This window comes from Spirochaetota bacterium, assembly GCA_017999915.1.
Taxonomy (GTDB): Bacteria; Spirochaetota; UBA4802; order UBA4802; family UBA5550; genus RBG-16-49-21.
This window is the reverse complement of record JAGNKX010000016.1, coordinates 1-24,052: the sequence shown is the minus strand read 5'-3', so window position 1 is coordinate 24,052 and position 24,052 is coordinate 1. Positions and strand designations below refer to the sequence as shown.

Genomic DNA, 24,052 nt, shown 5'->3' with positions numbered 1-24,052 from the left:
GTTGCTCCTTGTATTTTTTTATGGTATTTAACATCGATCCCGCGCCGCCGAAGGCGGCGCGGGATCGGAATAATGTTACCTGAGCTGTTTGCTGGAATACTCCAGGATGTTCCGCGCCACGATCAGGTGCTGTATCTGGCCGGTGCCCTCGAAGATGTCCATGATCTTGCTGTCGCGCATCCATTTTTCCGCGAGGTTATCCTGAGTGTAGCCGAGGGGCCCCAGGAGGTCGCAGCATTTCTGCGTTATCAGGGTGCCCCACCGCCCGGCCTTGGCCTTTGACATGGATGCCTCCAGGTTATTGTACTCGCCGTTGTCGGCCATCCAGGCAGCGCGCCAGGTGAGAAGCCGCATCGCCTCGAGGTTCGCCTCCATCAGGTAATAATCCTTCTCGAGGCTGCTGACGTTGTTCAGGTTCTTTTCGTAATCGAGGGCGATGCCGCTCTCCTCGATCCTTTCACGGGTGAAATCGAGGGAGGCCCGGGTGATGCCCAGGGCCATGGACGCGACCAGGGGCCTGGTGTTGTCGAAGGTTTTCATGACGCCCTTGAATCCCTCGGTGGCGGTCTTCACCTCCTCGCTTCCCAGGAGGTTGGTCCGGGGGATGCGGCAGTCCGTGAGCACGAAGGTGCCGGTGTCGGAGGCGCGGATGCCGAGCTTATGCTCAAGCTTCTCCAGCTTGAAGCCGGGGCGGTCCTTCTCGACGACGAAGGACTTGATGCCCGACTTGCCCGCCTTCTTGTCGACCGTGGCCCACACGACCACCACGTCGCACCGGTCCGCGCAGGTGACGAAGATCTTCTCGCCGTTCAGCACCCACTCGTCGCCGTCGAGCCTCGCGGTGGCCGTGATCGATCCCGAGTCGGATCCCGATCCCGGCTCGGTGATGGCCATGGCGGCCCACTTGTTGCCGAACCGCTCCATCTGCTCGTCCGTGGCTACGGCGGCTATGGCCGCGTTGCCCAGGCCCGCGTTCGGCAGCGACAGGAGCAGGCCCGCGTCGCCCCAGCACATTTCTTCTATGCTGATTACCGTGGACAGGTTGGTGCCCAGCTTCTTGGTAACCGGCTTGTCGTCCTTCTTCGGCTCTTCGCCCTCTTTCTTTTTCTTTTTGGATCCGCCCATGATCTTGATGGAGCGGAACATTTCGAGCTCTTTCGGGAACTCGTGCTCGTTCACGTCGTACTTGCGCGCGATCGGCCGGAGCACGCCCTTGGCCAGGTTGTTGATGCTGTTGCGCACTTCTATCATTTTCTGGTTTGGTTCAATATTGATCATTGTCGTTCCTCCATATATCTGAAAAAAGTTATACCGTCGCCATGCCTTCGAGAATGGCTATGCCCCGGCCGTTGCGGTAATACCGCTCCACGGGATGGTCCCTGATAAACCCGTGTCCGCCCAGGATCTGGACACCGTAGTCGGTTATCTTCATGGCGGCGTCGCCGGCGAAGATCTTCGCCAGGTACGATTCGCGTTTCGCGTCTTTTCCCGCCTCGAGGACAGAGGCCGCCTTCCAGGCGAGAAGCCTCATGCCGTCGACCTCGTAGGCCATCTCGGCGATCATGAAGGCGATGGACTGCCTGCTCGCGATGGGCTCGCCGAACTGCACGCGGTCCCGGGAGTAGTCCCTGGCGTATTCGAAGGAAGCCCGGGAAACGCCGGTGCCGATGGCTGCGAGGGCTATGCGGGATTTCTGCAGAAACTTACCATAGTTGCAGCCCTGTGAACCGCCCAGCCGGTCGGCTTCCGGGACCTCACAATTTTCGAAGGTCACAGGGTACGTCTCCAGGGCGTAGAGCCCCAGGTTCTTTTCCCGGTCGCCGATCTTCATGCCGGGATTATCCTTCGAGACGATAAAGAGCTGTCCCTTGCCGTCCAGGCCGGCGGCGACCAGCATGTGTCCCGCGTCCTTCGCCAGCGGAACAAAGCATTTCTTCCCGTTGATGACATAGGAGCCTGCCTTCTTCTCGGCCTTCGTTTCCAGGGACACGGCGTCGAACTTGAAGCGCGGCTCATTGATCGCGACCGTGCACGGCCTGTAGGCCGCGTCACAATAGGGTGTTATGTACTTTTTCTTCTGATCATCCGTTCCCATTTCCAGGATCGGATAGAGGAATGAAGAGGGCAGGGTCGCCGCTATGGCAAGGGCCATGTCGCCGGCCGCGAGCTCTTCCAGGATGATCGTGTTCATGATGGGCGAGTACTCCATGCCGTATCCGCCGTACTCCTCCGGTATCGGCGATATCGTCGCCCCCAGCTCCCATACCTTCTGGATGAATTCCGCGGGGATAGCCTTTTTCTCGTCCATGTCATGGGCGCTGTCAATGACGACGCCCTTCACCAGCCGCGCGATGGTCTCCTTCATCGTGCGCTGTTCCTCGCACATCCCAAAACTGAAATCTCTTTCTTCCATAAATGTTCTCCTCGCATGTGGATCAAAATTAGACTGACAGGTCAGTTCAATTAGCGGCAATCCTCGCGCCAGTCAACTATTTTTTTAACGAGCGTCATAAAACAATGTTTTTATTTAATACCGGGGTGAGGTTCTACATGAAAAGAGGCCGAATCCCCCCGATCAGGTCCTGCATTATGAACACTTTGTCATTTTTTGATAAAAATCGCCGGGGCGAAGACAGCGACGATCTCTCGGGTCATTTTTTCTATTTCTTCATTGTCACGCTTGTTTTTCTTGTTGCCGAAGTGGTTGAGGGCGACACGGAGGAGCGCCCCGGTTATCAGGTTCCCGGTCATTTCAATGTCTATGTCTTCCCGGACATGGTTATTGCGCATGCCGAGCTCAAGGTCGCCCACGATGAGGTTTTTGATCTTTTTCTCAAAGCGCTTGATGCTCGTTTCAAGCTCGCCGCTCAGTCCGATCCCCATCCGGAGGACGATATTGCAGAGGTCCGCGTCATTAGCCAGGAACTGGAGCGTATGCTTGACGCGGAAGGTCAGGTAGTCGACGGGCGAGATGGCCGCCAGGTCCACCTTGTGCATTTCGAGGGAGACGTATTTTTCCCAGTCGTTGTAATAATTCTTTATCAGCGTGATGAAAATGTCATCCTTGTTCTTGAAATACTGGTATACGGTGCCCCTGGCTATCTTGGCGTCGTCGACGATATCCGAGATCTGGGTGTTGTAATACCCTTTCTGGGAAAACAGGTGTTTCGCCCGGTCAAGGATCAATTGCTTCCGTTCAATGGCTTTCATGGCGTATGGCGGTCTCCATTGTTTGCGGCGCTCGGTTTCGTCGGAAATCCCGACACCGCGTTCGATATGTCATATTTTATGTCGCCGCCGTAAATTAGTATTGACAATATTCGCGGCATTGATAAAACTGACATGTCAGTCTAAAATAAAATAAAGGCCGTTTTTTGTCAATGGAATTTATTTTTTTTGGCGCGTGTCAAAAAAATAATTGACGTATTTTACCGCATGGTAAAACTGACATGTCAGTTTTAAAAAATTTTATCACACACCCCAAGGAGGATGCCCTATGGCTTCAATACCCACTATACCTGCTGACACCAGCGTTGAAAAACTTTTTGCAGAGATAATGCCGAGCGTATCAAAGGACATGCTGGCAAGCTCGAACGCGGCCACCGATCTCGCCGGAACCGAGATCACCATGGTCGTTGACGTGTCCGGCGAACAGTACAGCTACACCCTGAAGAACGGCGCCAACGTAGAGTTCAAGAAGGGCGACATAGCCAACCCGAAGCTCAGGCTGAAAGTGAGCAAGGACGACATCGAGAAGATGATCAAGACCCAGAACCTTGACATGATTCTCGGGATCCAGAACGACCTGAACAAGGCCAAGTACAACGCGCTGAATTCGCTCAAAGGCAGCTTCGTGGCCGAGATCACCAACGATGACGGCAGCATCGTCAAGCTCCAGGCGATCCTGAACGGCGCCAATGATCCGAGCTCCGTTTTCAAGATGAGCGCCAAGGACACCAGCGCCCTCATGAGAAAAGAAACGAACCCGGTCAACCTGTTCATGTCCGGGGCCATGAAGATCGAAGGCGACATGGCCTTCGCGATGGGAACGCAACCGCTGTTCAGCTAATACCGGATATTCCGCGCCACAGCGGAGCGCGGCCGGGCACTGACCATTTCCAGATACACGGTTTAAGTCTGATAGTTATCGGGGGATCAGGAGCTTGCATAATAAAACCGGAGGGCCGGTTTAATTGTGGAGGCGAATGATACCCCTGATAATTTTCTATTTTTATTCACGGATCGGAGGGAGCACCATGAAGAACCAATCATTGCCCTGGCACAAGGAATACGCGGTAACGGGAATACCGGTGACGTTGAAACCGTATCCTGACAAGCCGGTCTACGAACTCCTCTATGCCACAGCAAAAAAATATAAAAAAAACGGACTCATACAATATAATCATAAACTCACATACCCGGAGCTGAAGGACAAGGTCGACCGCCTTGCGACAGCCCTTTTCAATCTGGGACTGAAAAAAGGGGACCGTGTCGCCGCCATACTTCCCACATCGATCCAGTTCGTGCTGACCGATTACGCCATATCGCGGGCGGGCCTGGTCCATATCCCCAGCAGCTCCCTTGACTCTGTTGATTCCCTGGAGCACAAATTCAAAGAGGGGAAGCCGCGGGCCCTGGTCACCCTGACCGAGCATGCCGATGTGGCCGCGCAGGTAATGAAAAAATGCAAAATAGAATTCCTGATATTATGCGATCTCGACGATTTTTCAAGAGGCGCGGGCCACAGTGCCGCGGCCAGGGGGGGCGCTATTCCCGCCGACGCGTTGTGGATGACCGATCTCATCGACAAGACGCCGCCGTCGCCGCCCGATATTTCCTTTGATGTCGAGAACGACATCGAGACCCTCATGTTCACCGGGGGCACGACGGGCCTGGCCAAGGGGTGCATGCTGACGCACCGGAATATCTATGCCAACAGCATGCAGGGAATGTACGCCTTCGGGCTCCAGGCCGTCTTACTGAAGGGGGCCATAACGGTCCTCATGGGCCTGCCGTTCTTTCACACCTACGGGCACTCGGTCATGCACAACATGACGCTCCTGGGGTTCAACCAGATACTGGTGCCGGATCCGCGGGACACCGACGGCATGATCAGGATGATCAAGGAGCACTGCCCGCTGATGCAGTTCGGCGTGCCGACGCAGTTCATGAAGCTCTCGGAGGAGCTGGACGGCTACGCGATGCTGGGCGTGTCCGGGTCGGCGGCGCTGCCGACCAACGTCCAGGACAAGTTCGAGAGCAAGGCCGGGGGCGGGATCATGGAGGGGTACGGCCTCTCCGAGATGTCCCCGACGACGCACCTCAACACCTCCTTCCTGGTGCGCCTCTTCGGGGGGCGCACCTCAATGAAGATCAACACCATGATCCTGAGCATGCCGGGCAACCTGGCCCTTGTCAATTTTATGCTGCGATTGATCGGCGCCCGCAATGTCGGTTTCATGATAACCAAGGCCTTCGCGCTGATGGCGAAGCTGACCAGCAAGAAATCCGGTGCCGGGGAAAAGAAGGCCGCCGGATCAGCTGAGAAGCGCGGCACCATCGGCATCCCCTATCCGGACGTGGAGGTGAAGTTCCTCTCCGTTGAAACGGGGAAGGAAGTTACAATCGAGGATATGATGAAGGGCGAGAGGGGCGAGATGCTCCTGCGGGGACCGAACCGCATGATGGGGTACTGGCCCGACTTCGGCACCGGCATCGACGAGGAGGGGTACATCCATACCAGCGACGTGGTCAGGATCGACGAGAACGGGTTCTTCTACATCGTCGACCGCACCAAGGACATGATAATCGTGTCCGGCTACAAGGTCTATTCCCGCGAAGTGGACGATATACTGTACCAGCACCCCAAGGTCGAGATGGCGGCGACCGTCGGCGTCCCCGATCCGGAGCGCGAGGGGAGCGAGCGCGTCGCGGTGTACATCCAGCCGAGGGAAAAATACAGGAAGGACATCACAGAGCAGGAGATAATCGACTACCTGAAGCAGAAGGTGGCGAAATACGCGGTGCCCCGGGTGGTCATGATAATCGACAGCATGCCGCTGACGGAGGTCCACAAGGTCAACAAGAAGCTCCTCCGGGAAATGGCGAAGAAGGACGCGGTTTCCATGGCGAATGCCGAGTAATGGCAAGCACTTTTTAATCACAGGAGAATGTATTATGGAAGAAGCTGTATTTATCGACGGCGTGCGCACCCCCAACGGCAGGGCGCACAAGGATAAGGGCTGGTTCAGGAATCTAAGGCCCGATGAACTGCTTACCTATGTATACCAGGGCATTTTTGAAAGGAACAAGAAAGTCAAACCCGAGGATCTTGACGGAGTATTGGTGGGATGCGCGAATATATCCGGCATGCAGAACGATATCGGACGGCTGGGATGGCTTGCTTCCGGGCTGCCGGTGACGGTGGGGACTAACACGATAACGAACCAGTGCCCCTCCGGCATGTCGGCCACCATGCACGCGGCTCGCGCCATCATGACCGGCCAGGCCGACATCATGCTCGCCGCCGGCGTCGAGGACATGGAAAAGGTCCCCATGGCCGCGAACATGAATTTCCCGCCGCGCCTCCTCAAGTACTACAACGGCGCCGATCTCCCCATGGGGCCCACGGCCGAGAAGGTGGCCGAGGTGTACAAGGTCGCCCGGGAAGACATGGAAAACATGGCGATCTGGTCGAACCAGAAAGCGTACGAGGCCCAGCAGGCCGGCAAGTTCAAGAACGAGATCATCCCGGTCAAGGGCGTCGACGACAGCGGCGCCGAGATGCTGGTGGACAAGGACCAGTGGGTCCGGTCGAAGTCCGAGCCGGAAAAGATGAAGGCTATGACCTCTTCCTTCAGGCCGAACGGCGTGGTGACCGCCGCGACATCGTCGCCCCTCACCCAGGGAGCGGCGGCCCTCCTGCTCATGAGCCGGAAGAAAGCCGACCAGCTCGGCTTCGAGTACCACTACAAGTTCAATTACGGCGTCCTTGCCGGATGCGACCCGACGGTCATGGGCATCGGCCCCGTGCCGGCCTGCCAGAAGCTCTTCCAGAAGACCGGCCTGTCGGCGGCGGATATCGGTCCAGTCGAGCTGAACGAGGCATTCGCGAGCCAGGCCCTGGCCTGCATCCGCGAGCTGAAGCTGGATAACGAGAACGCGCCTTTCAAGCGCGTGAACGTGTGGGGCGGCGCCCTGGCCCTCGGACATCCGCTGGGACAGTCAGGCGCACGCATCATCGTCACGCTGCTGAACGTCCTGAAGACGGATTTCCCCAACGAGAAGTACGGCCTTGCGTCCCTCTGCGGCGCCTTCGGCAACGCGGCCGCGCTCCTTGTCGAGAAAGTAAAATAGACCGTATCACACATGCGCGAAGATGGCGGCGCGGGGGACATCCCTCGCGTCGTCATTGTTCTGGGAATCAGTCTGAAGCTGAACCCCTCCCCCTTGATGGGGGCCGCTCCCGGCCATCCGTGGCCTCCGCGGCATTGGAACATCCTGTCCGGCAGATTGCAGGTTGGTTGAAAAAAATCAATCACCTTCCCCTGGACCGCGTTCTCAGGATGAGGTTGATGCCAGCACAGGCACAGGATGTGCCGAAAGCACTGGCCTCCCATCGAGGGAGGGGGATAACTCACACGAGAGGTTCAATCATATGAAGAAATTGTTTGCAGTCATGCTCATGGTCGTTATGGGACTCTGCGCCGCCGGCGCGAAAACGGTGAAGGGCATTACGATCCCCGACAGCTTCAAGGCCGGCGGGACCGCGCTGGTGCTGAACGGGACCGGCATGCGGACGAAGTTCGGGATGAATATATATATCGGTGCCCTCTACCTGAAGGCGAAGGATTCCAACGCCGCCAGGATCTGCGGCGCCGACGAGCCGATGTCGGTGCGGCTTCAAATCGTGTCCGGCCTGGTAACGCCGGAACGCATGGCGGAGAACACGCGGGAAGGCTTTAAAAAGTCAAGCGGCGGGAACGTGGGTCCCTACAAGGCCGGCATGGAGAAATTCATCAATACCTTCAAGGACGGCATCAAGGTCGGCGATTATTACGATCTCGTGTACCAGCCCGGCAAGGGGACCCAGGTCTATAAGAACGGCGCGGCCAGGTCGCTGGTCGAAGGCCTGGCTTTCAAGAAGGTCCTTTTCGGCATCTGGATCGGCGGCAATTCTATACAGGCTGACCTGAGCAAGGGAATGCTGGGAATGTAAGCGTTCATAGAAATGAAAGCTTTGATGAGCGGGGGACGCGGCAATGGCGTCCCCCTGCTTTATTTCTTATGTGGCTGTTGTTTATGGGCGGATTTCTCCGCGACAAGGCCTTTCTCCCTGAAGCTTTTTACGAGTTTTCCGCCTATGGAGACGACGGCCTCATCTATCGATTCAGGATAGAACGTTTCCGATCGGCCCGACCAGACGAGGCGATTCGTCGAGTTTGAGTAAAGGCGCATGTCCAGGGTCACCTCGGTTATCCTGCTTTCTTCCTTCTGTGCATGGAGCTCGTCCCAGGAGCTCCAGTAGTAGCTGAAGTAGTTGTGGGGATCGCCGGGAAGGAAGGATGCTTCCTTCTTGATCGACGAGACGCGGAAAATCAGGATGCCCTCCGCCCCTATGGCGTGGGTTACCCGTTCGATTTCCCTGTCACGGTCGGAAGGGACCAGCAGGGCCGGCATGAAATCAACGGAGGCGACGGCCTGTATCCCCTGTTTTTTCAGATAACCGGCCAAGGATCGTTCGAACCTTGTGCGGAACTCGACCTTTTTATAAAGGCCGTAAACGGCGAATTTTTTCATCGGTCCTCCCCGGTAGGCCGGGTCCGACCACGAAGACATGCGCGTAATGGCGCAGAATGACAGCGGCAGGACCATGATGACTGTCAGGATCATTGTTGCGGTCTTTATGCATGGTTTTGTCATTTCTCATCCTCCCTTACTATTTTCTTCACCCTGCCCACGGCCCCGCTCTGCAGCCGCACCTTGATGCCGTGGGGATGGGACGGCGAACTGGTGAGGATATCCTTCACGATCCCCTCCGTGAGCTTCCCGGTGCGCTGGTCCTGCTTCAGGACGATGGCGACCTTCATGCCGGGCTTTATTCCGGATCGGGCGGTCCCGTCAGTCTGTCCCATGCCTAAGCCTTTCTTCTTTTCATGAACCAGAATGCGAGCGGCCCGCCGACTGCCAGCACCACGATACCCATGACCACGCCGAGGAAAATCCACCGGTTGAAGTACCAGTGACGGGAGATGCGCGCCATGAGGCCCGGTCCCGACGACTTGAATCCGTCCCGGGGAAGCACTATCCGCAGTTTAAGGTACTGCTCGTCGTAGAGGCCGTCGTCGTAATCGCCGATCAGCCTGCTCCCCTCCCAGCGGCTTTTGAAATCGGCCTCGCCCAGCATGGCCTCGCTGTCAAAGCCGCCGGTATACAGATGAAGCAATGGTAGGACCTTATCCTTTTTCACAAAGGAAGGTAAGGCGACCTCGAAGTGGACGCGGTCCGCCATCTTGACCGTCGTGGGAGGCAGCTTGAATTCAAGGAAGAAGGGCTCTTCCGGGTTGAAGTTGCCGTGCATTGAATAGCGCAGTCCGGTTTTATTCTGGCCGGCTTCCGGCGTGGGAATGCACACCCCGTCGAAGTTGTAATCGTCCATGTCGCACGATTTCTTGTCGAAGCCGTACAGGCACAGCTTGTTTTGCACCCACCCCGGCGCCTTGTTCGGGTTTTTTTTGTCCGTCGTATACATAAGCAGGTAGTCCAGGTACCACATTTTCATCTGGATACGGGGGCTGTCCGGGGCGTATTCGTAGGAGTCTTCGATGTCGACTGACAGGTTGTCGTTGATTGTCATGGTGCTCCGGAATTCCCTGATGGCCGGGTTCCGTTTGTTTTCATCAAGTAGCTTCTTCAACCCGGCCCGCATCGCCGCGGAATCAACCGCGCCCTGTGGCAGGTGCACCGTGATGTCCAGTATGGCTTCCTCCTTCCGGTTGACGGGGACCGTCACCTGGTTCCCGGTGATGACGCATTGAAGGTCACCGGCACCCTGGGCAGTTCCTCCCCTGAGAGGGATCAGGGTCGCCAAAGCCCTGACCGGCGCCACTCCGCCGGCGATGTTCACTTTCACGCTTTCTATCTTCGCTTCTTTCCCGATATAGGACCGCCAGAGCAGCCTGGACCCGGACCCGCGGGGGAGCACCATGCCGGTGGTCGTGTAGCTCAGGGTGAAGACGTGGCGCCCCGTTACCTTTTTATCCTTATACCCGAAGGCGAAGTAGCCTGAACCGTAGTCGGCCGGCATATAATACGCGAATCCCTGGGAAGACGAGACGTCCGATATGGCAAGCTCATTGTAAAGGTATCTCTTGTGCATCGGCCGGGCTATGCCCTGCTGTTCCTTGTTGATGGTCACGTCAAATGTCTCGGTGACGCTGACGGTTCCGTTGCCGTTCACCTTCAGGACCGCTGAGTAGGAGTTGATGTCGTAATTGACATCATACTCCTTGGGATACTGCACCAGCGGAGCCGATGATCCGGAGCCGCTGGGGGCCGTGGACCTGTAGGAGGGGGTGAGGCGCCCGGACCGGTCATAATAATCACGCGACGAGCCCGAGCTTGAGCCGGAACTGGAACTTGAGCTGGACGACCGATAGCTGTCGCCTCGCCCGGCGCGGCCCAGGGCGTCATGATGTGTGGTGACAGCGTCGCCCATCAGCACCAGGAAGAATATCGCCGCGGTAAGGGAGCGGATGGAGCGGGGAAACAGTATCATGTTTGTGCCTCCGGGAGAAATCGTTGCAGGCAGGTCACGTGACCCATCCTGCATGTTTTATGTTCGTGCCTTCTTTTATGTACAATAGTCTCAGGAGCCCTCCCTGTGCTTCACGACCACGTCGAGGAGCCAGTCGCTGTTCGTCTTCTGCAGCGCGCTGCCGCAGTAGGCGCAGGTAGCAGCGTCGCTCTCCGGCAGGGGCGCGCCGCAGGTGTCGCAGCCGTGGTCCGCGAAGCCGTAAGGGTTCTTTATCTGCTTGGACAGGAGAAGCTTCAGTTCATGCTCGAAGTGCTCTGGCTCCTTTTCCGCGCTGTAGGCGGCGCTCCAGAGCACCAGCACCACGGCGCGGAAATCCTTGTCTTCGTCTGTTACTTTCAGAAGATCGACCGAGCCGACGGCAGTCTGAAAGAATTCGCACGAGCTCTGGTTATCGGACTTGATTTTATCGATCAGCTTCTCCGTTGCGTCCCGGGCCAGGGGCGCGGCGCTTCCCTGTGCCTGGCTGTCGATCCAGCGCCAGAAGAGGTATGACGCGCGGTCCTCGATCACCTGGCGGTTGACCGAGAGGTTTTTCGTCTCGAGCTCGTTAAGGCCGGGGATTTCCGCAGCGGAGCCGGCCTTCCACTCGATGTCCTGGGTTATCTCCGAAAGGACCCAGTCGAACTCCCCGGAGTTGTAGATGGTGCCGCAGGTCTTGCACTTGTTGGATTCGCCTGCCGCGTCCGCGATGTTGCCGCAGTTGGGGCACTGGCCGGCGAGGATGTTCTTCGCGGCATCGGTCTTCGCGCCGCGCTTTCTCGTGAAAGAGTATATCTCGGTGAAGGAGGTCTTTTCCGCCTTTGCGAGGGCGTTCTTTTTCTCCTCCTCCGCCATGGAAACCGGTACCGTGACGTCCCGCGCATGCGCGTCCATCCGCACGTGGATAGTCTGGTAGGAATGGGAAAGAGAGGTGCCGATGATGGAGAGGCTGTCCACCCCGAAGTCTCCCATCAGGTTCCGGACCTTTTCCTGCTCCCCCATGAGCTTAAGCTGGAGCCTGAAGCGGTTGTACACGCCCTGGGAAACCAGGTTGCGCACCGGCGCCATGTTCCCGCCGGACCAGGCCTCCTGGATTCTTCCCGCGATGGTGCCGCATCGTTCAAGGAAGGCCTCGGGCGAAAAGGCCGGGTCCTCGGTCCGCACCTCGGCGATGAATTTCTCGGATTCGGATGGTGAGGGCGGTTTTGATGTTGCGGCCGTACCGGAATCCTTTGTTTTCTTTCTGACAACGAGGATGATGACGCCAGCCAGGATGCAGGACATAATGAAGGATACGATGAGGAATTTTTTCTTCTTGAAATGCCAGGCGTTCGAAAGGCTGATCCGCGCGCTTTTAAAACCGCCGACGTCCCTGAAGCCCACCGGGGGAAGGAACACCCGGGCGATCAGGAACTGCTCGTCAATGAGTCCGGCCGGATATTCGCAGACCAGCCTGTTGCCGTCCCACCTGCTCGTAAAATCCGCTTCATGAAGCAGTATCTCGTCCCTGGTTTTGTCGCTGTAATCGCGCCATACCCCGTAGGTGTTGGCGCCGCTGAAAAAGCCGCTGATGAGGTAGAGCTTTACCTGCGTCTCCTCCTTTTTCACGAAGGGGGGAAGGGCGATATCGAAGGTGACGCGGTCCGCCCTTTTTACGTGCGCCGAGGGTATGCGCAGCTCGAAGAAGAAGGGATCTTTGGCGTTGTTGTTCCCCAGTGTCGAGTAGTTGTAACGGGTTGTGCCGCCTTTTTCCATCGGGACGCACACCAGGTCCCGCCCGTAGTCGTCGCCGCTGCACGATCCCTTGTCAAAGCCGTAGAAATACTGGTCCCCCGTCGCCAGTACCCACGGATCGGTGCCCGGTTTCGCTTCCCGGTTCAATACGGAATAGAACCGTGGACGGCTCCTCATGATGGTCTTGTCGGTTGTGCTTTCCGGGGCCACTGAATATGTTTCCTTCCTGTCAACGGTCCGGTCTTCGTTTATAGCAATATCGGCCCGGTATTCCCGCACCGAGGGAAGCTGTTTATCTTTCAGCGCCTTTTCAAGGCCCGCCACGGTCGCGGCTGTGTCGATCACGCCCGCGGGCAGGTCAACGGTGAGGTCCAGGAAGTGTTCCCAGGTATAGTCATAATTATAGGAATAAGGAAAGGATATCACGTTTCCCGCGACGGTGCAGGGCAGCTCCTTCTCCTCGCCGGGCATTTCCAGGCGGCGATACATCGATGAAAGCCTCCACTTGATCTCACGCAGTTTTGTCCGCAGCGGCGCTGTGTCGTCGGGGAGGATGATTTTGACGGTGGCCCCCTTTACGAACCAATTTAAAAGCGGTCGCCACTGGAGCCGGGCCCCTTTCCCTGCCGGCACTATCATGCCGGTGACGCGGTAATTCAGAGTAAAATTCTGCCTCCCTTTCACCAGTTTGTCTTTATATCCGAACTGGATGACGCCGTCCTTGTATTCCGCGTATCCCTGGGTGCACTTCGGGTCGGTTACCATCAGTGTGTTGTACTGTTTGCCTTCGTTCTGGAATACCGGGTCCAGGGTACGGAGGAGGCCATACTGGTATTCCGTCAGGGTCACGTCAAAGGTCTCGGTCACGTCGACAGAGCCGTCGCGGTTAACAGTGAGGACCGCGGACCAGGCGTTAAAGCTGTAGTAATTGTCGTATTCTTTGACTACCTTCGGAGTCGGCGTATACGACCCCGAGCTGGATGAGGTTGATGACGAGGATGACGATGTTGATGTGCTTGATGATGTTGACGATGAGCTCGTCGATGACGAGCTGCGGTAATATGACGACGAGCCGCGGGAGCTGCTGGACCGCCAGGATGAGCCGGAGCTGGAGCTCGAGCTGGAGCTTGAGCTTGACGAGCGGTAGCTTCCGCCGCGGCCGGCCCGGCCCAGGGCGTCGTGAAGCGTGATCGCCGCGTCGCCTATCAGTATCAGAAAAAATAATACTGTCGTGATTGTGCTGATTGAGCGGGTGATCTGGTTCATGTGCCGTACCTCCACGGGGAGGATAACGCTATGCGGGCGCCTGTCAAATAATATTTAGGATATTTTACGGGACCTTGCCGGCGGCTTTATTTCTTCACGGTGAAGGGCAGGCCTGACGGCACGTCAAGAATGGGGTTCCCGGTGATATCGAGCTCCTTCAGCTTTTTCATCTTCAGCACCTCGGCCGGGAATCGCGTAAGGCGATTGTGGGATATATCGAGCTTCGCGCAGTTCTCGAGTCGGGATATGCCGGCCGGGATGGATGCAATTCCGTTACCTGACAGGTCGAGCGAGTAGAGGCCTGTCAGAGAAAGGATGGATGCGGGAAATTCCGATAAGCGATTATTGGAGAAGTCAAGGATGGCAAGGCGCTGGAGGTTCCTGATTTCTTCGGGGACCCTTGCTATCCTGTTGCCCGAGAGGTCAAGGCTCATGAGCCTTTTCAGGGAAAAGATCTGGGGCGGTATTTCCATCAGACCGTTGCGGGCCAGGTATAGAGACGCCAGGCTTGCGAGATTCGTGAATTCCGGGGGAAGGCCGTTGATTTTATTGTCATTGAGGTTCAGCGATTGAATGGTCGTGAGCTTCCCGATTATCGGATCAATGGACCTGATGTTCTGGTTCTGCAGCTGCACGAACTTGATCCGCCGGTCGAGAAGGGCCTGTTTCAGCGGCCACAGGCCGCGGACCCCGGCTGGTATCTCGTCCTCTGAGACGGCGGCGCGCTTCGGCTGATTCAGCTTCTCGTATTCCGCAGGCCAGTAGCGCTTCAGGGCCGCGGGATCGAGGGGCCGGAACAGGGGGATCATGGCGGCGATGGTGACCGTTGCTATGGAGAGGGATAACTTGTAAAAGTCGCGGTTGGTCTCAATCCTCTCCGTCAAGTAATAACCGATGCGGAGCGGAAGGTACATTACTAAAAATAAGATCATTGCCAGGATGGTGTACAGGATGAGGATCGGGATATTCGACAGGTGCTGGTGGAGGTTGCTTCCCGGCGTTAAGCTGATCACGTTCCATCCCGTGGAAAAACCGGTGCAGTAGAAAAAGAGGATGCATGCGTCGGCGGCGATGTTCTGCCCCATGGAAAGGCGCGACGGCGTTTCGTACCAGAGGATTCCCAGGAGGGCCAGCTCCTTGATGATGTTGGCGAAGAGGGCGGCCCCGGCGGCGAAGCCCATGTTGTCAAGGTCCGCCCCGAAGGCCTTGGAGGCGGTCATCACCATGATGGTCGTCACCGCGGTATGGAGGGTCCAGAGGAAAAATCCGAACCCCCCCTTTAAGGACCCGGCGGCGGCCCGCTTCTTCAGCAGGATGCCGATGAACTCCGCCGCGACGGCCGCCACAATGACCGCGCCCAGGACCGGATCCGTCCTCCCGCCGTAAATCACTTCACGGGTGGCTTCCTGCAATGTCCCGCCCGTGACCCGCGAGTAGAGGGCGTTAAAGAAGAACTCGTAGAAAAGTATGAAAAGAGCGAAGAGAAGATTGACTATGGTACCGGAATGTTTCATGGCTTTCGTTCCTGCCGGGGCATGCCTTTCGGCATGCCGCCGTTAATCATGTCCAAAAATCCGTCGCGCAAATATTAAAAATCGTCCAGCGCCCCTATGTCCAGCAGATGGGACACCTCTCCCCAGGATGCCACTTTCCATGCATCGTTTTCCACGGAAAAGGTGTTGATGCTCCCGTTGACCAGGGAAAAGTTTCGCGGGTTCTGAAGCGGTATGTCCAGCACGTATCTGAAGAGGCTGTCCAGGTTTCCCCCGTGCATGACCAGGATCAAAGTCTTGCCGGCGTTGCGGCCCGTTATATTCTTCACGGCGTTCATGGTTCTTTCATAGCGCTGTCGTACGCTTTCTCCGCCGGGGATAATATAATCCGGATCGTTGGAGATGTAGCGCTCATATTCGTCCGGGTATGCGGCGGCGAATTCCTTAAGCGTATGGCCCTGTACTATTCCCAGGTTTCTTTCATTCAATCCGCTGTCGCGCGCGATTTCCAGGCCGGTCCGCCGGGCGATTATCTCAGCCGTTCGTATGGCTCTGCCCAGGGCGCTGCAGTAGATGACATCACAGGAAAGCCGTGCCAGTTGGTCCCCGGTCCTCCGGGCCTGCTCCAATCCCAGCGCGGTGAGATTGCTGTCCAGATGGCCCTGCTGCTTGCCGATCCTGTTCCATTCAGTTTCGCCGTGCCTGACGGCCAGTATCGTTGTCACGGTGATATTGTTCTCCGCCTGTTCCTTGGTGTCGGCATGGATCTGTGATGATGACATGGCCGCCATGGATTAGTACAGGATGTTGAAATTCATTTCAACAAAAATTTTTTCAATAGAGTTGTCTGAGGAGGTGGAGGAATTGTCAATCGCCGGACTTTGTCCCGTAGCCCATGTAGGAGCAGTCGAGGTGATCGGTCTCGGTGAAATCCATGCGCTTGCCCAGCTCCCTGTAGGAGATCTTCTTTCGAGAGGCCCTGTATAAATTCAGGAGAATCGACGGACCCATGCGCCGCGGCTCTATCCCTTTCAAATCGGCCAGGGCCATGGAATGACGCGACATCAGCTCTCTCAGCTCCCCGGGCCTGATGAACATGGACCAGAGGTGGTCATCGCCCCTGCCGAAGGCCGTGAGGCCGCATTCCTGCATGAAGTAGATGATGGCGACCCTGCTTATCAGGGTCCGGTTGATGGTGTCGAAAAAGAAGACGCCCCCGGTTTTGATGACCCGGGATATTTCCGATATGACTTTACCGAGATCGCTGACATGCTCAAGGACATCGCAGCAGAACACCATGTCGAAGGAGCCGTCCCCAAAGGGGAGCTTTTCCCCGGATGAGGTCAGGTAATCGATGGAGAGGCCGCCCCGGGCGGCGTGTTCCCGGGCGACAGCCAGCGATTCCCCGGAGGGGTCCACGCCGGTGACGCGCAGCCCTATCCGCGAGAGATCCTCTGAGAGAATCCCTCCGCCGCAGCCGAGGTCAAGGGCTTTCATCCCGGAATATCCTGAGGGAAATCGGGCATCCAGTATCTTTTTGAAATAATTGAAACGCACCGGGTTGATGAAATACCTGATGGTGGCGGTCGATCCCTCCTCCTCTGACCACCAGAGATGGGCGATGGAATCGTAGTCGTTATTTATGGTTTTCATTCTACTTCTTGTTCTCCGAGAGGATCAAGCTTCGGTGAATTCGCATTCCTGTATGCCATTTTCATGGCCGTGTTCCACATCCGGCCGGCCCTCGATATGATATGCGCGGCGGTGACAATGATCAGCAGCAATGTCAGCTTGTCGTGTATCTCCACGAAGCGCCTCCCGCCACCATGGCCGTGGCCCTGGCCGAAAAAAATCCACGGTATCAGGGCCGTGAGAGATGCCAGCACGTATAAAACAACCGTGTAATATGATGACGGCACCTTCGCGAGGGACCTTCGGGCTATTATTCTCCTGGTGGTTGTCGCAATGTATCTCCGGTGCAGCAGGCAGTGGGCGGTTATGCCGGCCAGGGACATGACGGCCGACAGCTTGTGCAGCAGGAGCCACCCGTGCCTGTTTAATCCCAGGACCTCGCGGCCATTGGGGAGATGGTGCATGTGGTAATTGACCTGGAGCAGGAGGCCGGTGATAGCGAGGAGTAAAAAAAGTGCCAGGTTAAAAAGATTCAGATAGAACTGTTTTTTCGCAGCACTGTGAATCGTGTCAGATTTGTTCATGGTTCCATCCTCATCTATTGGATCGGTTCCGGTGAAAAGGGCTTCACCCGTCATCAGCAATAACCCGGGGATGCCTGTGACCGGCGGCTATGGTTAAAATATATCACGGGAATGGGTCCGCGCAATTATCCTTTGTTAAGAGGACAGTAAATTCTATTTTTGCAATAACACCCCGCTTCTTTTAAGCCTGGCACGGATCCGGGACAGCGAGACGGGGGTGATGCCGAGAAATGAGGCGATGTACTGCTGGGGCAGCCTTGATGCCAGCCCGGGGAATTCTTTCAGGAGCTTGAGATACCTTTGTTCCGGGGAATCGAGAATGAACGACGCGTGCTGGTTCATGTAGTAGATCAGCCTGTTCATGATGAACCTGTTGAAGCCGGCTATGGCCGTGGCGTTGTTCATGAAAAGTTTTTCAAGTTCCTCCATGGGGATGAATGCTATGGTGGAATCCTCAATGGCCTCGATGTATTGATTGCCGGGTGTCCGGGTAACCGCGCTCTCGAAGGAAGCCACCACCTGTGATTCTATGAAGAATTGCGACGTTACTTCAGCGCCCGTGTCTTTTACGAAATAGGTGCGGAGACAGCCCTTGATAACCAGGTGAAGTATGGACGCGATTTCCCCTTCGCGGAGCAGGATCGTCCCGGCAGGGACATTCCGTATCGTTATGATGCCCAGTAATTTATTCAGATCCCCATCTTCAAAAGGGAATCTTTTTTTAATAATGTCTTCATATTCTTTTTTCATTATCCGACTGTTCCTTGCCGATTGTGTCAGGCCAAACAAGGGCCCTCTCAGCATGGATACTATGCTCGGGATATGATTGCAAGCCAATTTATGTTCTCGCGGAGACGCGGGGGGGGAGTAGAAAATAGTGTCATGAAAACAAGAACGGCGCGGTGTAAACCGCGCCGTCGCTAACTATCAGTCGTTTCCCCCGGCGGGATACATCTTTTCAATATCGTTCTTGTATTTTTCCTCAACGACCTTGCGCTTCACCTTGAGGGACGGTGTGATCTCGCCGGTGTCCTGGGTCCATTCGGCGTCGAGGAGGGTGAACTTCCGGATCTGCTCGACCCGGGCATAGCTCTTCATCTCCCGCGTGATCTCGCCCTGGATCAGGTCATAGACCTCCTTGCTGTTCACCATGTCGCTATTGCTCGAGAAGGTGAGGCCCTTGGTCTTGGCCCATTTCTGCACGTTCTCGAAGGAGGGGATGATGAGCGCCGACAGGTACTTGCGGCGGTCGCCGATGATGGCCACCTGCTCGATGAACTTCGAGGCCTTGAGGCTCCCCTCGATGTTCTGCGGCGAGATGTTCTTTCCGCCGGCGGTGACGATGATGTCCTTGATGCGGCCGGTGATGGAGACGTAGCCTTCATTGTCGATCTTCGCCAGATCGCCGGTCCTGAACCATCCGTCCCTGGTGAAGACCTCCTTCGTCGCCCTGGGGTTCTTGTAGTATCCCTTCATGACCTGGGGCCCCTTGATGAGGAGCTCGCCCTCGTCGGAGATCTTGACCTTGGTCTCGGAAAGGGCCGGTCCGACGGTGCCGGGCTTGATCTTCCAGGGCGGATTGACGTTCGTCACCGGCGTGGTTTCGGTGAGGCCGAACCCTTCCAGGATCTTGATCTTCATGCCGATGAAGAACTCGGCGTCGGATATCGAGAGGGGCGCGCCGCCGGACACGGCGAACTCCATGCGGTCCATGCCGAGGCCCTCGCGGAACTTGGCGAACACCAGCTTGTCGAAGAGCTTGACCCTGAGACCCAGGAAGAAGGGAAGGGGCTTGTCGGAGCACACGTAGGGGAGGTTTTCCTTCGCGGTGGCCACCGCCAGCTTGAAGAGGAACTGCTTGGCCTTCGGCGCCTCGGGGAGGCGGGAAAGAATGACCGAGTGAATCTTTTCGTACAGCCGCGGCACGCTGATGATGAAGGTGGGCCGGACCTCCTTCATGTTGTCCACCACCTTGCCGAAGTCCTCGGCGAAGGCGACCGTGCATCCGGCGAAGAGAGGGAAGTAATACCCGGCCGTCCGCTCCAGCGAGTGCGACAGCGGCAGGAAGGAAAGAAGCACGTGGGTGTCGTTGATGTACTCGCTGAAGTCGTTGTTGATCTGGCGCGCGTCGGACACGAAGTTGTCGTGGGTGAGCATGACCCCCTTTGGATCGCCCGTGGTGCCCGAGGTGTATATGATGGTCGCAAGGTCCTGCGGCTTGATGGCTTTCATTCTCTTGTCAATCTCGCCCTGGTTCTTGAAGGCGGCCCCTTTTTTCAGCGCGTCTTCGAAGGTAATGACGGAGCTGTTGGGCGCTTTAATGTTATTGATGACGATGGTCGTTTTGAACCCGGGGACTTTTTTCTTCGCCTCCAGTATCTTTTCCATGTGGTCCCTGGATCCGGCTATGCATATCTTCGCGCCGGAATTGCTCAATATATAGCGGGATTCCTTGGCCGAGTTGGTTCCGTAGATCGGAACATTGACCGCTCCCACGGACAGGATCGCCAGGTCGGATATCCACCATTCGGGCCTGTTGTGCGAAAAGAGGGCGACGCGGTCGCCTTTTTTGACGCCGGCGGATATCAGGTAGCAGCCGAGCTGCCGTACCCTCGTGTTCATCTCGTTCCAGGATATGTCGATATACTTGCCGAGCTTTGCGTCACGGTAGGCGACGCAGGCCCGGTCGCCGTATTTCGCGACCTGTTCCCGGAATGCTACCGGTACCGTAGTGTTTTTAAGATTCAGCGTGCTCATGGAACCTCCCATTTATATATGTGGTAAAAAGTAGTAAAATAATCCGTCCAGCCAGTCTGACAATCGTAGATTTGTCACATAAAAATGCAAGAAAAAACTGACATGCCAGTTCATTTTTTATTTTGGGCTGATTTTTGTCCGGCGGCACGGATGAGGAATGTTACGGAATCCGCTATTTGTCCAGTTCACGCAGGGCTTCTTCTATGAAGCCGAAGCCTGTTTCATTGAAGGCGATCTCGTTGATCTCAATGAGGATGATGTCCCGCTTGAAGATGTCTCCCTTCCAGTCGACCCGGGCTTTGTCGATCGGGTCGTGCCGCCCGGCGGGGAATGAATGGTCGGTGTTGAAATAGTAATAGAAATTGAGGCGCGAGAAGAAGCCGTTCTTCTCAAGATGTGGTATGATATTCCAGCAGAAGCTGGTGCCCACCATCAGCATGCTGGGCTTGTATGAACCGGCGCCGCCGACGGGGTAGGTCTCGGGATAGAGGTATTCGGTAAAGAGGCTCCGCGTGAACAGGATGTTGCCGAGGCGGGCTATGTCGCTGTCAAGCTCCAACGGCTCCCGGGTCCGCGCGACCTTTTTGCAGCCGATATGGGTCACCCTTTTTCCGAGAAGCCGTTCGATCCGATCGACGAGCGCAGTGGTGAAGAAGTAGCTGCCGTAGAGGCTCCAGTGGGAGCCGCTGGTGGGGTAGAGGTTCGGCTCAGAGGCGGCTTTCTTTTGAAGCAGCAGTTCCCGTCCGTCGATATGGTTGATGCCGTGTTTTCTCAGGACCGGCAGGAAATTCTGATACTCATCGTTTTTACCCAGGTTGTCGCGCAGGATGAACCGGTCCGGCAGGAATTCCGGATAGATGCTCGTCTTGCTGGAGGTGATCAGCAGCAGGAGCCTGACGTTTTTTTTCAGGAGCTTTTCCTGTAAAAGCTTCAGCGATACGGCTTTCGCCTCCAGGGCCTCCGGCTTGGCCTGGTTGATGCGGTTGTAATAGTCAATGTAAGGCTGCTCGTAGAGGTACTTGTCCTTTCCGAGGACGACCTTGCGGGGGTTGTTCCGCGAGAATTCGCTGAAGAGCGAGTAGTTGACCTGGTTGTCACACTTTATGAAGAATCCCCTGAAGCCGACATGCTGCTTGAGCCACTGGTCCACCGCGGCCTGGAATTTTCCGCTGAAGAGGTCCGCTCCCGTCGGCATCTGGAGCGGGATCTTCTGCTCCGCGCCCTTCAGGACCATGTCGGGGAACGGTTTCAGGTGCGTCTGGATCACGAAGATCGCGATGACGAGGTTGGCGGCGATTATGAATGCTTTTTTTCCGTTCATCGTTAGAACCTGAAATATATAAATGGGCTGAAGCTGTTGTTTATCATCGCCATCAGGGAAAACACCACCAGGACGCAGGCGCCGGCGATCTTCAGGCCCGTGACGCTCCGCTCGCTCAGGCGAGTCGCGACCAGCTCGCGGATTTTGTCAAGGTACCGTTCCGGGAAGAAGCAGATGACCACGCACACGAAGAAGACGAAGAGCTCCCTGTTGCCGATAAGGTTCGTCAGCAGCACCGGGGACTTGATCGCGCCGATGGCCGTCACGTCGAACATGCGGTGTATGTACCTGAAGGCCTCGGTGATGGTGGTGCACCGGAACAGCGCGTGCCCGACCAGGAGGACCATGTAGAACTGCAGCACCTGCAGCGGCATTGGGAGGCGCTTCAGTATCTTCAGGAGAAAGATCCGTTCGAGGAAAATAAAAAGGCCGTTATAGATGCCCCAGGCCAGGTATGTCCAGTTGGCGCCGTGCCAGAAACCGGAGAGGATGAACACAGCCCAGAGGTTGCGGTAGGTGTTCAGTTTGCTGACGCGATTGCCCCCCAGGGAGATGTAAAGGTATTCCCTGAACCACTTGACCATGGAGATGTGCCAGCGCTTCCAGTGCTCCGTGAAATTGCCGACGCAGTAGGGCCGATAGAAGTTTTCCGGGAGGGTGAACCCCATCATGCGCCCGATGCCGATGGCTATGTCCGTGTATCCTGCGAAATCGAAATAGATCTGGAAGCTGTGGGATACGACGCCGAGCCAGGCGTATCCCACGGTCAGGGAGGAAATGTCCATGCTGAAGATCCCGTTCACCACGTTGCCCATCGGATCGGCCAGGAGCACCTTCTTGGCGATGCCGATGCAGATGCGGATGCTTCCCTCGAAGATGTCCTCGAAGGTGAACTGCGGCTTCTTTATCTGTTCCGCGATGTCGCGGTAAGGGACGATGGGGCCCATCGTGACCTTGGGGAACATTACCAGGTAGAGGGCATATTCGAAAATATTCCTCGCCGGCGCCGCCTTGCCGTAATAGATGTCCACCAGGTAGCTTATCCTGTGGAAGGTGATAAAGGATATCCCCACGGGAAAGATGACGACCTTCCAGGAGATGGTCGCCATGTCGAGGCTTCCCAGGAGGCGGTTGATCTCGCCGATGAAGAAATTGGTATACTTGAAATAGACCAGGACCAGGATGTTGAGAGTCACCGAGACGGCTATGAGCAGTTTTTTCCTCTTTTGGTCGCCGGCGCCGTGGATGGCATTTCCGAAGAGGTAGTCCATGACCGTCGCTAAAAGCAGGACCACGACCCCGGTGGGGGACCCCCAGAGGTAAAACAGGTAGCTCACCCCGAGGATGAGGGGGAACTTGAGCTTTCCCGGCACTGAAAAAAACAGCAGCAGCACCAGCGGAAGAAAATAGAAGAGGAAAATTATAGAGGTAAATCCCATGGCTGTCCGAACAAAGCGGCCTCGCGGCTGCGCTTAGCGTATTTTCCTTTCGATATTGTCGCTGATATGCTTCAGCAGCGGCTCCATGCCGGCCCCGGTCTTGGCGCTGACCTGGAAAATATTGATAGTAGGGTTCACCTTTTTGATGTTGTCCATCAGCTCGTCCATGCTGTAATCGAGATGGGGGAGCAGGTCGACCTTGTTCAGCACCATGGTGTCTGAGGTGTTGAACATGAGGGGATACTTGGCCGGCTTGTCCTCGCCCTCGGTGACGCTGAGGACCACGATCCGCTCGTCGTCGCCCAGCTGGAATTCGGCGGGACAGACCAGGTTGCCTATGTTCTCGATAATGACCAGGTCCAGGTTGTCCAGGTCGAACTGGTCGAGGCATTTTTTGATCCAGGTGCTCTCCAGGTGGCAGTCGCCGCCGAAACGGTCCGTCTCGATCTGGAAGATGGGAATGTTGTGGGCGGCGAGGCGCTCGGCGTCCTTGGTGGTCTTGATGTCGCCCTCGATGACAGCGATGCGGTATTTCTTTTTCAGGGCGCCGATGAGCTTGTCGTTCAGGGTGGTCTTGCCCGATCCCGGCGAGCTCATCATGTCGATCATGTAGACCTTTTTCCGTTTCAGGAGGTCCTTGACCTCGGCTGCGGCATTTTTATTTAATTCAAGTATGTCTTTCAGGATTTTTATTTCCATCCGGGAAAACCTTCCTTCATTGCGCTGTCATAAAAACACGACATTTGTGGCAGGTCTCGGTGAAACTGTCCATACTTTTTTTTATCCGGAGATCCTCACCCGCGTTCTGCGCGCCGCCTACCCTCACCCCGCCTCCGGCGCGCCCTCTCCCACGGGGAGAGGGCTTCCGAATTAATAAATTTATCTGGATATGGATGTTATTAAGTGTATAAACCGGACAGATAGGTAACAGAATAAACCGGGCACATAGGTTACACATTATATTAGGGACATGGAGGAAAACCATGCCCTGGAGAATGGAGAAACCTATGGATCAAAAAATTAGAATGATA

The 24,052-nt window shown here is 56.2% G+C and carries 20 protein-coding genes; 4 read left to right on the top strand and 16 right to left on the bottom strand.

The features are described 5' to 3' along the window. Positions 1-75: 75 nt before the first annotated feature. The 3 genes from KA369_19900 to KA369_19890 all read right to left on the bottom strand — a co-directional run bounded on the left by KA369_19900 (position 76) and on the right by KA369_19890 (position 3,210). Complete coding sequence (locus KA369_19900; protein MBP7738249.1) at positions 76-1,278, bottom strand: acyl-CoA dehydrogenase family protein; 1,203 nt, start codon at positions 1,276-1,278, stop codon at positions 76-78. 28 nt (positions 1,279-1,306) lie between these two features. Continuing rightward, a complete protein-coding gene (locus KA369_19895; GenBank protein MBP7738248.1) occupies positions 1,307-2,413 on the bottom strand; it encodes an acyl-CoA dehydrogenase family protein in 1,107 nt (368 codons plus the stop codon). Between the two features lie 188 nt (positions 2,414-2,601). After that, a complete protein-coding gene (locus KA369_19890; GenBank protein ID MBP7738247.1) occupies positions 2,602-3,210 on the bottom strand; it encodes a TetR/AcrR family transcriptional regulator in 609 nt (202 codons plus the stop codon). 286 nt (positions 3,211-3,496) lie between these two features. On the opposite strand from KA369_19890, the gene KA369_19885 reads away from it, so the two are divergent. The 4 genes from KA369_19885 (at position 3,497) to KA369_19870 (ending at position 8,218) form a co-directional block, all read left to right on the top strand. Continuing rightward, positions 3,497-4,069, top strand: coding sequence for an SCP2 sterol-binding domain-containing protein (locus tag KA369_19885; protein ID MBP7738246.1), 573 nt, complete (start codon positions 3,497-3,499; stop codon positions 4,067-4,069). 187 nt (positions 4,070-4,256) lie between these two features. Next, entirely contained in the window at positions 4,257-6,143 is a 1,887-nt protein-coding gene (locus tag KA369_19880) for an AMP-binding protein (protein ID MBP7738245.1), read from the top strand. Between the two features lie 34 nt (positions 6,144-6,177). Continuing rightward, a complete protein-coding gene (locus tag KA369_19875; GenBank protein ID MBP7738244.1) occupies positions 6,178-7,356 on the top strand; it encodes a thiolase family protein in 1,179 nt (392 codons plus the stop codon). A gap of 301 nt (positions 7,357-7,657) precedes the next feature. After that, positions 7,658-8,218 carry a chalcone isomerase family protein gene (locus tag KA369_19870; GenBank protein MBP7738243.1) on the top strand — a complete coding sequence of 187 codons (561 nt, stop codon included), beginning with the start codon at positions 7,658-7,660 and terminating at the stop codon, positions 8,216-8,218. A gap of 59 nt (positions 8,219-8,277) precedes the next feature. On the opposite strand, the gene KA369_19865 is transcribed toward KA369_19870, so the two are convergent. The 13 genes from KA369_19865 to hypB form a co-directional block, all read right to left on the bottom strand. Further along, positions 8,278-8,922, bottom strand: coding sequence for a hypothetical protein (locus tag KA369_19865; GenBank protein MBP7738242.1), 645 nt, complete (start codon positions 8,920-8,922; stop codon positions 8,278-8,280). Beyond that, positions 8,919-9,134 (bottom strand): YwbE family protein, encoded by a 216-nt coding sequence (locus tag KA369_19860; GenBank protein MBP7738241.1) that lies wholly within the window; start codon positions 9,132-9,134, stop codon positions 8,919-8,921. The genes KA369_19865 and KA369_19860 overlap by 4 nt, the downstream gene beginning before the upstream one ends. 2 nt (positions 9,135-9,136) lie before the next feature. Beyond that, positions 9,137-10,777 carry a DUF2207 domain-containing protein gene (locus tag KA369_19855; protein MBP7738240.1) on the bottom strand — a complete coding sequence of 547 codons (1,641 nt, stop codon included), beginning with the start codon at positions 10,775-10,777 and terminating at the stop codon, positions 9,137-9,139. A 90-nt stretch (positions 10,778-10,867) separates the two neighbouring features. Beyond that, positions 10,868-13,795, bottom strand: a complete 2,928-nt coding sequence (locus KA369_19850) for a TIM44-like domain-containing protein (GenBank protein MBP7738239.1) — start codon at positions 13,793-13,795, stop codon at positions 10,868-10,870. Between the two features lie 86 nt (positions 13,796-13,881). Continuing rightward, positions 13,882-15,309: a leucine-rich repeat domain-containing protein gene (locus tag KA369_19845; protein ID MBP7738238.1), complete on the bottom strand. Its 1,428-nt coding sequence runs from the start codon at positions 15,307-15,309 to the stop codon at positions 13,882-13,884. A gap of 74 nt (positions 15,310-15,383) precedes the next feature. Next, positions 15,384-16,070, bottom strand: a complete 687-nt coding sequence (locus KA369_19840) for a histidine phosphatase family protein (GenBank protein MBP7738237.1) — start codon at positions 16,068-16,070, stop codon at positions 15,384-15,386. 85 nt (positions 16,071-16,155) lie between these two features. After that, positions 16,156-16,941 (bottom strand): 3-demethylubiquinone-9 3-O-methyltransferase, encoded by a 786-nt coding sequence (gene ubiG, locus KA369_19835; protein ID MBP7738236.1) that lies wholly within the window; start codon positions 16,939-16,941, stop codon positions 16,156-16,158. Then, the gene (locus KA369_19830; protein ID MBP7738235.1) at positions 16,938-17,504 is read right to left on the bottom strand and encodes a DUF4405 domain-containing protein; all 567 of its coding nucleotides are present in this window, start codon (positions 17,502-17,504) and stop codon (positions 16,938-16,940) included. Before KA369_19830 ends, ubiG begins: the two co-directional genes overlap by 4 nt. Before the next feature lie 153 nt (positions 17,505-17,657). Next, positions 17,658-18,254 (bottom strand): Crp/Fnr family transcriptional regulator, encoded by a 597-nt coding sequence (locus KA369_19825; GenBank protein ID MBP7738234.1) that lies wholly within the window; start codon positions 18,252-18,254, stop codon positions 17,658-17,660. Between the two features lie 177 nt (positions 18,255-18,431). Then, the gene (locus tag KA369_19820; protein MBP7738233.1) at positions 18,432-20,261 is read right to left on the bottom strand and encodes a long-chain fatty acid--CoA ligase; all 1,830 of its coding nucleotides are present in this window, start codon (positions 20,259-20,261) and stop codon (positions 18,432-18,434) included. Between the two features lie 172 nt (positions 20,262-20,433). Beyond that, positions 20,434-21,582, bottom strand: a complete 1,149-nt coding sequence (locus KA369_19815; GenBank protein ID MBP7738232.1) for a hypothetical protein — start codon at positions 21,580-21,582, stop codon at positions 20,434-20,436. A gap of 2 nt (positions 21,583-21,584) precedes the next feature. Then, positions 21,585-23,021: an MBOAT family protein gene (locus KA369_19810; GenBank protein MBP7738231.1), complete on the bottom strand. Its 1,437-nt coding sequence runs from the start codon at positions 23,019-23,021 to the stop codon at positions 21,585-21,587. A 33-nt stretch (positions 23,022-23,054) separates the two neighbouring features. Continuing rightward, positions 23,055-23,720: a hydrogenase nickel incorporation protein HypB gene (gene hypB, locus KA369_19805; protein ID MBP7738230.1), complete on the bottom strand. Its 666-nt coding sequence runs from the start codon at positions 23,718-23,720 to the stop codon at positions 23,055-23,057. Positions 23,721-24,052 lie beyond the last annotated feature (332 nt).